Raw genomic sequence first — 11,377 nt, 5'->3', positions numbered from 1 at the left:
CGTGGAAGCTGCGCCTGGATCGTGACGTTGGCGAGACCTACTCGGCGTGGCCCGACGTGGCCTCGTCCTCGCGGGTCAGTCCCGCCGCGCAGATGAGCTCTTCGTGCAGTTCGAACCACACCGTGTGATACGAGTCGACGATCGGCCGGGTGAACCAGGTGGTGTCTCCGGTCTGGACCTTCTGCAGCGCCGCGGACAGCTTGTCGGAGTAGGCGTGGAGCCGCGGTAGCTGGAGTGAGGCTGCGGCGAGGATGGGCACGACGGCTGCGTGGACGGAGTCGAGCCGGCCCAGCACCGCGGCGTCGTAGTCGGCATCGGAGTGGTCGTTGGGTTCGCCGTCGCGGAGTTGCCATTCGGAGACCAGCGCCTTGAATTCACGGTTTATCGGACGGAACTGGTCGTAAGCCTGGCCGAACGACTCCCCGTCGATCCCGCGGCGTTCCTCGGCCAGCAGCTCGCCAAGGCGCGTCCGGCCGTCCGGCGACAGTCGGACCGACCTGCCGTCTGAGATCAGTCCCGCGTCGGCGAGCTCCGTGATGGCCGCATCGACGGACGCCTCGTCCTCGTTCAGCGTCGCGGCCAGGTCGGTAGGACGCACCCGGCCCTTCAGCCGTATCGCCTGCAATAAGGTCAGTTCATCCATCCTCGGACCTCTCGGAGAGTCGCACTGCGGTGAGTGTGGCGATCAGGGGCGTGTCGCAGACGACGTCGGTCAGACCGGCTGACACCGCGTCGCGCACTGTAGCCTCCGACACGTCGGCGAGCACTGGGTGTGCTCCCGTGGCGTGGACCCGTATCGGGCTGAGCCGATGGGCGATCGCTGCCAGCTCGATCAGGTCGGGGCTGTCTTGCTCCGACCACGCCGTCAACTCGATCTCACCGTCGTAGACCTTCCCCGCGGCGCCGTCTACGGTGATCTTTCGGCCGTCAAGTGCCGCAACGACTCCGGCGCCGCAGCCCACAACGGCGGGCAGGCCGAGCTCGCGGCTGACCACTGCAGCGTGGGAGGTGGCGCCGCCGATCTCGGTCACGACCGCGCGGGCTGAGATCATCCCGGCGATGTCATCGGGGCTGGTGGAGGTTCGGACGAGGATCACGTCCTCGTCGCGGTCGGCTGCGTCGAGGGCGGCGTCGACGTCGTGGTACGCCGTGCCCGAGGCGACTCCGGGACTGGCGGGCAGACCGGTGGTCAAAAGCGTTGCCGTGAGCCGGTTTTCGGGCTGAATGGACGGAGACAGCAGCGCCCGCACGTGGTCGGGCGTGACCCGGCGCAGGACCTCGGCATCGTCGATCAGCCCGGCCTCACGAAACTTCAGCGCTAGTCGGACGGCTGCCTGCGGGGAGCGCTTGGCGGTGCGCGTCTGCAACAGCCACAGCCGGCCCTCTTCGATGGTGAACTCGATATCCTGCACATCGCGGCCGAGGCGTTCGAGCTCGGCGGCTGCGGCCATCAATTCGTCGAATACACGGGGCTGAGCGGTCCGCAACGCGCTCAGCGGCAGGCAATCGAAGGTTCCCGAGACCACATCCTCGCCTTGCGCACCTGGCAACCATTCGCCCATCGGTTCGTCCGCTCCGGTCGCAGGGTTGCGGCTGAACAGCACCCCGGTTCCCGAGTCGTGGTGCAGATTCCCGAACACCATCGCTTGCACCACCACCGCCGTGCCCCCGGCGGCGTCGAGCCCGTGATGGGCGCGGTAGGCCTGCGCCCGCGGGCTGGTCCACGAGCGGAACACTGCCTCGATGGCCAATCGGAGCTGCAGCAGCGGATCGGTGGGTACGGCTGCGGATGTGTCTGCGAGCACGATTCGGCGGTACATCGCCTCGAAACGGGCCCGGGTGTCGGCGGCGAACCCCGCCGACACGTGGGTTGTGAGGGCTTCGTGGACGGCGTCGTTGATGCCGAGGTCGAGCACCGTGTCGAGCATGCCCGGCATAGATTGACTCGCACCGGATCGCACGCTGAGCAGCAGCGGCCGTGGGCCGTGGCCGAAGGTACGCGACGTCTGCCGCTCCAGCCACCGCAGGCTCTGGAGCACGTCGGGCCACACCCTGTCCAGCACGTCCTCGGCTCCATCCAGCCACTGCGCGCACAGCTCGGTGGTGAGGCAGAAGGCCGGCGGAACGGCTAGCCCGGCGGATCGCATCAGATTGATGCCGAAACCCTTGTTGCCCAGTGCCTGACGGCTCAGCAGCGAACCACCGTCGAGCGCTACGACACTGTCTCGGCCGAGTGGTGGCTCGGCATCGACACCGCTGACCCCTGTCATGTTTGGAAAGCTTGCCAGATGTCGAACCCGGTCAGCCCCCGGATTGAGTTAATTAGTTAATCCTTTAGTCTTATGCTGTCTCAGTGGACCAGGCCGCACGCCCTCGCGGTCGAGCAGAGGAGGTCTCGTGAAGGTTCGTCTCGAACGGTCGAAGTGCGTGGGTCACGCTCAGTGCTATGCAGTCGACCCGGACTTGTTCCCGATCGACGACTCGGGCTACTCGATCCTAGAAGCGCATGACGTTCGCCCCGAGGACGAGGAGGCCACCCGCGACGGAGTCGCTGCCTGCCCGGAGCTTGCGCTCACTCTCGAAGAGGACTGACCGACGGGCTTGCCAAGCGGCTATGTGACTCTGCGCCATCGACATGGTTAACCAGGTTGACTTTGTGAGGTGTGATGCAGTCCGCTGATTGGCGTCCCCGGCTGGAATCGTTACTCGCCGACTTTCGTCGATGCAGGATCAGGTTGCCCGGTCTGGGGAGAAGCCGGACCGTATCGCCGCGGCGCGGGCTTGGCACGCCGAACTTGTCGACCAGCACTTGGCGGCACCGGGGTGGCCGCGCGAGGTCGGACCGGGTGATCAACCTGGTGGTGTCGCGCGGGTTGGCAGATGGCTCGCTCGTCCGGCAGGACGTCGCGCGCCTGGAGTCCGGGGTGCGGACCATCGCCGCCAACAGTGCCCGCGCGCTCGCCGCCGCGCTCGGCAGTCGGGCGACCGCCGCTGTGGACAACGGACGGTGGTTGAAGACCTTTACACCTAACCATCCAATTCAAAGGAGCCTTGATGAACGAATCTGCCACCGACGTGGCGAGCCCAGCGGCGCTGGTAGAGCGGCGTGGAAACGTCGCACTGATCACCATCAACCGGCCCGAGGCCCGCAATGCCGTCAACGGCGCGGTGAGCACGGCGGTTGGTGACGCGCTGTCGGCCGCGCAGGCCGACCCCGACGTGTGGGCGGTGGTGATCACCGGGGCAGGTGACAAGTCATTCTGCGCGGGCGCCGACCTCAAGGCGATCTCCCGTGGCGAGAACCTTTTTCACGACGAACACCCGGAATGGGGTTTCGCCGGTTACGTACACCACTTCGTCGACAAACCCACCATCGCTGCGGTGAACGGCACGGCGCTGGGTGGCGGCTCCGAACTTGCGCTGGCCAGCGATCTTGTCGTCGCCTGCGAGAGCGCGTCATTCGGCCTGCCCGAGGTCAAGCGCGGGCTGATCGCCGGGGCCGGCGGCGTGTTCCGGATCGTCGAGCAGTTGCCGCGCAAGGTGGCACTGGAATTGGTGTTCACCGGGGAGCCGATGGCCGCGGCAGACGCTCTTCGGTGGGGCCTGATCAACGAGGTTGTACCGGATGGCGCGGTGGTCGAGGCGGCAATCGCGCTCGCCGAGCGCATCACGGTCAACGCACCACTGTCGGTTCAGGCCAGCAAACGACTCGCCTATGGTGCCGACGGCGGAATCATCGCCGATGAGGAACCCAAATGGGAGCGCACCACGCGTGAGTTCACGGAGTTGCTCAAATCCGAAGACGCCAAGGAAGGTCCGCGGGCCTTCGCCGAGAAACGTCGACCAGTATGGACGGCACGCTAGATATGGGACGAGTACAGGACAAAGTGGTTCTGGTCACCGGCGGCGCCCGTGGTCAGGGCCGTAGCCACGCGGTGAAGCTGGCCGAGGAAGCGGCGTGGGTGAGCCAACTGCTGACGAACTGGATCGGTGACGACGGCTGGCTGGCCGAGATGGACCTGCAGATGCGCGGGTTCAACTACCACGGAGACGTGCACCGATGCACCGGCAAGGTCACCGCCAAGAGCGACACCGCTGACGACGTCGTTTCGATCGACGTCTCGGCTATCAGTCAGCGCGACGAGACCACTACGCGCGGCACCGCACAGGTGCTGTTACCGTCCAAGACTACGGGCGCCGTTGTGCTCCCAATGCCCGATGCCGAACTCAGAAGGCGCGGGGCGCAGGTGGTTTCGCGTGCGTCGAGCAAGGTCGGCGCGGAACTTCGCCGACTGTATGGAGAGTGAGCCCACCATGAAGCGATTGGTCCTGGAAGCCGACCACGAGGTCTTCCGCGATACGGTTCGGCAGTTCATCGAGCAGGAGCTAGTGCCCAACGCCGAGCGGTGGGAAGCTGACCGGCTGGTGGACCGGTCGGCGTGGGTTGCCGCGGGCAAGTACGGATTGATCGGGTTCAACATGCCCGAAGAGTACGGCGGTGGTGGCGTCGACGACTTCAGGTTCAATGCCGTCATCGACGAGGAGATCGCCCGCTACGGTGGACCGGCGCCTGCGCTGAGCCTGCAGAACGATGTAGTCGGCCCGTACTTCTCGTCGTTGAGCAACGACGAGCAGAAGAAGCGCTGGCTCCCCGGCATCATAAGCGGCGAACTGATCGTTGCCGTCGCCATGACAGAACCCGGAGCCGGCAGCGACCTGGCGGGCATCCGCACCTCCGCGGTGCGCGACGGAGACGACTGGATCGTCAACGGTTCCAAGACGTTCATCTCCTCCGGCATCAACTGCGACCTGGTCGTCACGGTGTGCCGCACCGACCCCGAGGCGGGGCACAAGGGCTTCACTCTGCTGGTGGTCGAGGACGGCATGGAGGGCTTCACCCGCGGCCGCAAGCTCGAGAAGATGGGTCTGCATTACCAGGACACCGCGGAACTGCACTTCGACAATGTCCGGGTGCCGTCGGCCAATCTGCTCGGCAAGGAGGGGCGCGGCTTCTATCACCTGATGCACAACCTGCCGTCCGAGCGGCTGTCGATCGCCATCTCGGCCATCGCGGGAGCCCGTGAAACCTGGCGCCAGACGCTGCAGTACGCCAAGGACCGGAGGGCCTTCGGGCAGCCGATCGGCAGCTTCCAGCACAACCGATTCCTGTTGGCCGAGATGGACACCGAACTCGAGATCGGGGAGCAGTACATCGACCGGTGCCTTCAGGCCGTCGTCGACGGTGACTTGACCGCGGTCGAGGCGTCGAAGGCCAAATGGTGGTGCACCGAGACGGCTAAGAAAGTCATCGACGGCTGCGTGCAGTTGCACGGCGGCTACGGCTACATGACGGAGTACCGGGTCGCACGCGACTACATGGACAACCGGATCATGACGATCTTCGGCGGTACGACCGAGATCATGAAGGACATCATCGGCCGCGACCTCGGACTATGACCGGCTCGCTCTGATCGACACTGCCGACCTCCGGGAGGGCGTTCGCGCCTTCCGGGAGCCGCGACCACCGGAATTCCACGGGCGCTGAGAGACGGGAGCGGGAATGACCATAGAGCGAGCGCGTGTCGATGGACTGGACGTCGAGTATGCGGATACCGGGAGCGGGCCGACTGTCCTGTTCGTGCACGGCGTCTACGTGACGGGCGCGGTGTGGAACGACGTCGTGGCCGAGCTCGGTGACGGGTTTCGCTGCATCACCCCGACGTGGCCGCTGGGTGCGCACAGCACGTCGACCGCCGGCGCCGACCTCGGAGCCGAGGCGGCTGCCCGCCGCATCGTGCACTTCATGGAGGCGCTCGACCTGACTGACGTCACCCTCGTCGCCAACGACACCGGCGGCGGCCTCGTGCTGGCCGCGCTAGGCGACACCACCCTGGACACGTCCCGCATCGCTCGACTGGTGTTGACCAATTGCGACAGCTACGAACACTTTCCGCCGGGATCGTTCGCGCAGATCGTGAAGCTGTGCCGGTTCAGTTCTGCACTGGGCGGAGCAGTCGTGCGACTGTTGGCCACTGGACCGGGACGGGCCTTCTTCCTCAAGGTCGTCTGCCACACCCCGCCAGCGAAGGACCGCCAGCGTGAGGTGTTCGGAGCATTCGCCACTAGCGCGGCCGCCCGCCGCGACGCCGTCACGGTCACCGCATCGCTGGATCCGGCGCTGACGCTCCGTGCCGCACCGGCGATCGAGGCCTTCGAGAAGCCCGTCACCCTGCCGTGGGGTACCGATGACGACCTCTTCCCGCTCGCCCACGCCGCGCGCCTGCGCGACGCATTCCCGAACGCCACTCTGATCGAGATCCCGGACTGCTCGGCGTTCGTCATGCTCGATGCGCCGGGAGTGCTCGCCGATGCGATCCGCACCAACTCGACGGGGAGTCCGTGATGACCACCGTTCCGGAGCAGACCGCCGGAACTTTCGCGGCACGCTCACCGACGCGGCGTTCGAGCGATCTCGCCTCCGCCTGGGGGTGCTCCGTCCCCAGCAGAACAAGCCGCACGACTACGAAGTCACGTGGGATGGGTCGCGCCACTTCGCATTCGAATACGGCGACGACCGTCGGCATCTATGCGAATACGCCACCCGCTTCAACGGACACGTCATCGGCGATCAACAGGATCACCGAAAACTGTTGGAGGAGGGCAACACAACGCGAGCCGAGTTCGACGTCAGCGGCCAGCGCAAGGTTGAGCCTGGCCCCGACCGCGGCCCCGTTGACCGCCGCAATGGTGGGCAGGGAGCAGTTGGCGAGAGCCATGAATCCGTCGTAGAGCTCCGGCAGTCCCTCCTCTGCTGCTTCGCCGAGCGCGCTGAGGTCGGCACCGGCACAGAAGGCCTTGCCCGCGCCGGTGACGACGACGGCGTGGACGGTCTCGTCGGCCTCGGCGCGTTCCACCGCCGAGCGCAACTGCGCCGACATGGCGTCGGTGACCGCGTTTCTCCGGTCCGGGTCGTTGACGGTGATCAGTGCGACACCGTCGTTCGCTCGGTAGAGAACGAGTTCGACATCAGTCTTTGGGACCTCAGGCGCTCGGCGACGAGGGGCAGCGGGGTCGCCGACTGATCGGAGTAAGTAGGTGCCGAATTATGCGATGACCTACAACGTGTTCAATGGCTTGAATATGACCCGAGCCAACGGTCCGGCATTCCGCAGGAGGTCGACCTCAAGCCCTTGCACTGGCGACCAGCTCGGCGACGTCGACGAACTTCACCCGTGGCCGTGACTGCTCGGCCCCACGCCGCCGCTCGGCCGCGTCGATGGCCTTCCAACCGCTCCAGGCTATGGGGCTCGACCCGCGTTCGGCGAGCAATTGGAGTACGGCGTTGCGATCGGCGACACGTCGCGAGAGATGGCCGGCTGCGTAGTCGTCGAGGAGTGCAGCCACAGTCTCTTCTGCACATGTGCGGTTGGTGCCGATGACGCCCCGCGGACCCCGCTTGATCCATCCCGTCACGTACACCCCGGTCAAGGGCTGACCGTCGTCGTCGATGACCCTACCGTGATCGTTCGGCGTGACGCCCTTGGTTGCGTCGTAAGGCAATCCGTCGATCGGCGATCCGTGATATCCGATGGACCGCAGGATCAGAGAGGTCTCGATCAGTTCGGTGCCGTTGGAGGGATCGCCGGTCACCAACGCGCCTGTCTCATCGACGCTGTTGGACACGATGCGCAGGCTTTCGGCGCGGTCGGAACCGACGACCTCCGAGGGCGAGGCCAGGAAGCGGAAGACGATGCGCTTGTTCTCGGGCGTGGTCGGCTTGTCGGCGTACTCGCGGGCGAGTCGAAGTTTGAGTTCGGTCTCGACGTCGTCGGTCGAGCTCGCCGTCAGCTCGTCGTCGGTGATCACCACGTCCACCCCGGACAGATGGCCGAGGGCGAGGAACTCACCGGCGGAGAACGCGGCATCACGGGGTCCGCGCCGCCCGAGGATGACCACCTCGCGGATCTGACTGTGCGACAGCGCATCCAGCGCATGTGCTGCGATATCGGTCTTCGCGAGCTGCGTGTGGTCCAGGAGCAGCACCCTGGCTGCGTCGAGCGCGACGTTGCCGTTGCCGATGATGACCGCTCGCTCGCCGGACAGGTCGAACTCGTGATGCGCGTGGTCCGGATGGCCGTTGTACCACCCGACGAAGTCCACCGCGGAGTGGTTTCCCGGCAAGTCCTCGCCGGGAATGCCGAGATCCCGGCTGCGGGAAGCACCGACCGCGTAGACGACCGCGTGGTGGTGAGCGAGCAGATCGTCATGAGTCACGTCGGCGCCGACCTCCACGTTGAGGTGACAGCGTAAGCGCTTGTTTCCCAGGGCGTGCTCGAAGACCTGGGCGACCGCCTTGGTGTGTTGGTGGTCAGGGGCCACGCCCGCACGGATCAAGCCGAAGGGCGTGGGGAGCCGCTCGAAGAGATCGACCTCGACACCGTCGACCTCCATCAGAGCGGTCGCGGCGTAGCACGCGGCAGGCCCGGCGCCGACGATCGCGACCCGGAGAGTCCCCGGCCGGACCTGGTCGCCACGGCGGGGCTTCGCAGGTGCACTGGGTTCCAAGGGGTGACGCTCGAAGTATGCCGCGTTGATGTCGCGGAAGCGTTCGAGTTCCGGCGGCAGGTCCTCATCGTAGTGGATCGCGTCGACCGGGCATTCCTCCAGGCAGGCACCGCAGTCGATGCACGCCTCCGGATCGATGTAGAGCATTTCGGCGCCGGTGAATTGACCGGCGGCGCCAACCGGACGAATGCAGTCGACCGGGCACACCGGCACGCAACTGGCATCCTTGCAACAGTTCTGAGTGATCACGTATGCCACGGCGCGTCTCCTATCGCGTTTCAGATGCCGCCGCGGGCGACCAGTTGGGCCGCGATGACGTTGCGCTGAATCTCGTTGGTGCCCTCTCCGACGATCATCAGTGGTGCATCTCTGACGTCTCTTCTTCGGTCAGATCCGTACTCATGTGGCGCTCCTACAGCCGAGTCGGCTGCTCGTCGATGTCTGTCACCGCCGATTCTGGCACGTGTGTCACTTTCAGGCAATCGTCTTCTGCGTCCCTACATCCGGACAATAGTCAGCTTTGGGTGTCCGCTGATGTGAGTCGAGACGGTCAGTGAGATACGTTTCTGACAATCGTGTCTACTTCAGGTCGGACTGTTCGCCCTGTCTACGGGCGTCCCGATTCGTCGCGGTGCGAGGCAGGCGGGGACGAATGCTCGAATCAGGCCGGCGTCGCCTCCGTCCTCGCTTCTGCCGGGTTCGGCGGCGAGGCTGAATGCAATGCGGGTCACCCAGTGGGCCATGGTCTCGGCAGTGAGATCATCGCGGACCTCACCCGCCGCGATGGCTGCTTGGAGGCGGCCGCCGAGTGCCTTCGCGAGACGGTCGCTCCAGACTTCGGAGCCCTCGGCGGCCCGAAACGTTCGTCCGAGGTCGTCGGCACCGATCAGTAGCGACATCGTGGGCGAGTTCCGTGCGTCCCGCAATCCGATCAACATCGCATTGCACAGTTGATCCAGAAAAGGTTCATCCATCTGCCAACAGGATTCTGAAGCCTCGAGCACTGCGTCGATCGCCCGCACGAAGGATGCGGCCACGAGCGCGTCCTTCGTGGGGAAGTAGTCGTACACCGTTCGACGATGCACGCCGGCCCGCTTGGCGATGTCGCTCATCCGGGTGCGGCCGGGCCCGAAGTCGACAAAACAGGCCTCCGCCGCGTCCAGCAGTCGCTCCCTGGCCTGCTCCTCGCCAACCGGCGCATCGGCGCCCCAGGACGCGACTCGGCCCGCACTCGCGCGCGTTGACACGCCTGCCATCTTCGCAAAACCCCCTCGATGAACAACCTTGACTCGGACCACATTAGCTCTTAATCTCTGCCACAGACCACAAAAACTCAATTATGTGGTCTGAGGTGAGCCGCCTGTCGGCGAGAGGGTTGCGCAGAAACACGAATGCGTGACATTGCTTACCTAGTAATCTATGTAGGCCTTGCGACTTGATCGAGGACCGGGAGCTACCGGACCGCGTGGGGGACGGATGTGGGTAGATGCGTAAACCGATGACCGGCGTGCGGGTGCTGGAGGTCGCGCAGTTCACGTTCGTGCCTTCCGCGGGCGCGGTGCTCGCCGACTGGGGTGCGGACGTCATAAAGGTCGAGAACCCGGTGACCGGGGATGCGCAGCGGGGACTGGTCACGGTCGCAGGCCGCTCCGCCACCGCCCCCGGCGTTTCGTTCTCGCCGACGGTGGAGGCGCCCAACCGCGGTAAGCGCAGCGTCGGATTGTCGTTGGCGCTCAATCAATCGCGTCCGGTGTTCGAGGAACTCGTCCGGCGCAGCGACGTGTTTCTGACCAACCACCTACCACAAGCGCGCGCGAAACTGCGAATCGATCTCGACGAGATCCGTCGGATCAATCCGTCGATCATCTACGTCGCGGGTAGCGGGTTCGGGAGCGAGGGGCCCGATCGCGACAACGGCGCATACGATTCCACGGCGTTCTGGGCACGCGCAGGTAACGCCGACGGTGTCACAGCGGCCGAGTCCGAGGTCCCGGTGGGCATGCCCGCGGGCGCGTTCGGCGACAACATCGGCGGCATCACCATCGCGGGTGCGGTGGCAGCGGCGCTGTACGGGAGGCAGGCGACGGGCGAGACCTCGGTTGTCGACGTATCGCTTCTGGCGGTGGGGGCGTGGGCTAATCAGTCCAACGTGAACCTGGCCATGTTGTACGGCTGTCCGCTGCCCAAGATCGACCACCGTACTCAAGCGCTGGGCAACCCACTGACCGGCGCCTACCGATGCTCCGACGGCCGGTTCATCCAGTTGTCGATGCTGCAGCCCACCCGCTACTGGGCTCCGCTGTGCCGGTTGTTGGGCCTGCGGAAGGCGGCCGACGACGAGCGGTTCGAGACGTCGGAGTCCTTGGCTGCCAACGCCGATGAGGCCACCGCTCTACTGGCCGACGCGATCGGCGCGCGCACCTTCGACGACTGCACGAGGTTGTTGGATCTGCTCGGCGGTCAGTGGGCGCCGGTGCAGGACGCCTGGGAGGTAGCCAACGACGAGTCGATGCTCGCCAACGGGCGGATCGCAACCGTCGAAGACGCGCAGGGCAATAGGCAACGGCTGGTTGCCAATCCGGTGAAGTTCGACGACGCGTTCGCCGAACTCAGCCGAGCACCCTTGTTCGCCGAGCACACCGATGAGGTGCTGCGGGAACTCGGCATGGAAGACCACGACCTCATCGATCTGAAGATCGAAGGTGCCATTACCTGAGCGACGACGGATCGCCGAGTTGGCAACGGCTCAGATCGCGATCACGCGAACGAGGCCTTCGAGTCCACTGAAGCCCGGCCGCGCAGATTCCGCTCG

Annotated in this window: 9 protein-coding genes and 3 pseudogenes; 7 read left to right on the top strand and 5 right to left on the bottom strand. The window is 65.6% G+C overall.

The genetic code is table 11. The features are described 5' to 3' along the window. Window positions 1–37: 37 nt before the first annotated feature. Both BHQ18_RS04760 and BHQ18_RS04755 read right to left on the bottom strand, forming a co-directional pair. Window positions 38–643 (bottom strand): helix-turn-helix domain-containing protein, encoded by a 606-nt coding sequence (locus BHQ18_RS04760; RefSeq protein ID WP_069412442.1) that lies wholly within the window; start codon window positions 641–643, stop codon window positions 38–40. Further along, window positions 636–2,270, bottom strand: coding sequence for a pyruvate, phosphate dikinase (locus BHQ18_RS04755; protein ID WP_069412441.1), 1,635 nt, complete (start codon window positions 2,268–2,270; stop codon window positions 636–638). The genes BHQ18_RS04760 and BHQ18_RS04755 overlap by 8 nt, the downstream gene beginning before the upstream one ends. A gap of 127 nt (window positions 2,271–2,397) precedes the next feature. Between BHQ18_RS04755 and BHQ18_RS04750 the strand changes: the two genes are divergently transcribed. From BHQ18_RS04750 to BHQ18_RS04730, 6 genes and pseudogenes are all read left to right on the top strand, one after another. Further along, the gene (locus tag BHQ18_RS04750) at window positions 2,398–2,592 is read left to right on the top strand and encodes a ferredoxin FdxE (protein WP_069412440.1); all 195 of its coding nucleotides are present in this window, start codon (window positions 2,398–2,400) and stop codon (window positions 2,590–2,592) included. A gap of 462 nt (window positions 2,593–3,054) precedes the next feature. Continuing rightward, a complete protein-coding gene (locus tag BHQ18_RS04745; protein ID WP_069412439.1) occupies window positions 3,055–3,864 on the top strand; it encodes a crotonase/enoyl-CoA hydratase family protein in 810 nt (269 codons plus the stop codon). A 2-nt stretch (window positions 3,865–3,866) separates the two neighbouring features. Next, window positions 3,867–3,959, top strand: a pseudogene (locus BHQ18_RS30265) (SDR family mycofactocin-dependent oxidoreductase); the annotation flags it as partial. Continuing rightward, a pseudogene (locus BHQ18_RS30825) lies at window positions 3,954–4,307 on the top strand (hotdog family protein); the annotation flags it as partial. The pseudogenes BHQ18_RS30265 and BHQ18_RS30825, both read left to right, overlap by 6 nt. A 7-nt stretch (window positions 4,308–4,314) precedes the next feature. Continuing rightward, window positions 4,315–5,457 carry an acyl-CoA dehydrogenase family protein gene (locus tag BHQ18_RS04735; protein ID WP_069412437.1) on the top strand — a complete coding sequence of 381 codons (1,143 nt, stop codon included), beginning with the start codon at window positions 4,315–4,317 and terminating at the stop codon, window positions 5,455–5,457. Window positions 5,458–5,590: 133 nt separating this feature from the next. Beyond that, window positions 5,591–6,403: an alpha/beta fold hydrolase gene (locus tag BHQ18_RS04730; RefSeq protein WP_084293903.1), complete on the top strand. Its 813-nt coding sequence runs from the start codon at window positions 5,591–5,593 to the stop codon at window positions 6,401–6,403. A 274-nt stretch (window positions 6,404–6,677) separates the two neighbouring features. Here BHQ18_RS04730 and BHQ18_RS04725 read toward each other — a convergent pair. The 3 genes and pseudogenes from BHQ18_RS04725 to BHQ18_RS04715 all read right to left on the bottom strand — a co-directional run. Next, window positions 6,678–7,022 (bottom strand): annotated as a pseudogene (locus BHQ18_RS04725) (enoyl-CoA hydratase-related protein); the annotation flags it as partial. 160 nt (window positions 7,023–7,182) lie between these two features. Next, the gene (locus BHQ18_RS04720; RefSeq protein ID WP_069412435.1) at window positions 7,183–8,823 is read right to left on the bottom strand and encodes an FAD-dependent oxidoreductase; all 1,641 of its coding nucleotides are present in this window, start codon (window positions 8,821–8,823) and stop codon (window positions 7,183–7,185) included. 326 nt (window positions 8,824–9,149) lie between these two features. Then, window positions 9,150–9,821: a TetR/AcrR family transcriptional regulator gene (locus BHQ18_RS04715; protein WP_069412434.1), complete on the bottom strand. Its 672-nt coding sequence runs from the start codon at window positions 9,819–9,821 to the stop codon at window positions 9,150–9,152. Between the two features lie 230 nt (window positions 9,822–10,051). Here BHQ18_RS04715 and BHQ18_RS04710 point away from each other — a divergent pair, with 230 nt between their 5' ends. Then, window positions 10,052–11,281, top strand: coding sequence for a CaiB/BaiF CoA transferase family protein (locus tag BHQ18_RS04710; protein ID WP_069412433.1), 1,230 nt, complete (start codon window positions 10,052–10,054; stop codon window positions 11,279–11,281). Window positions 11,282–11,377 lie beyond the last annotated feature (96 nt).

It is taken from the genome of Mycolicibacterium flavescens (assembly GCF_001722335.1).
GTDB lineage: Bacteria > Actinomycetota > Actinomycetes > Mycobacteriales > Mycobacteriaceae > Mycobacterium > Mycobacterium flavescens.
This window is presented reverse-complemented; position numbering and strand designations above follow the sequence as displayed.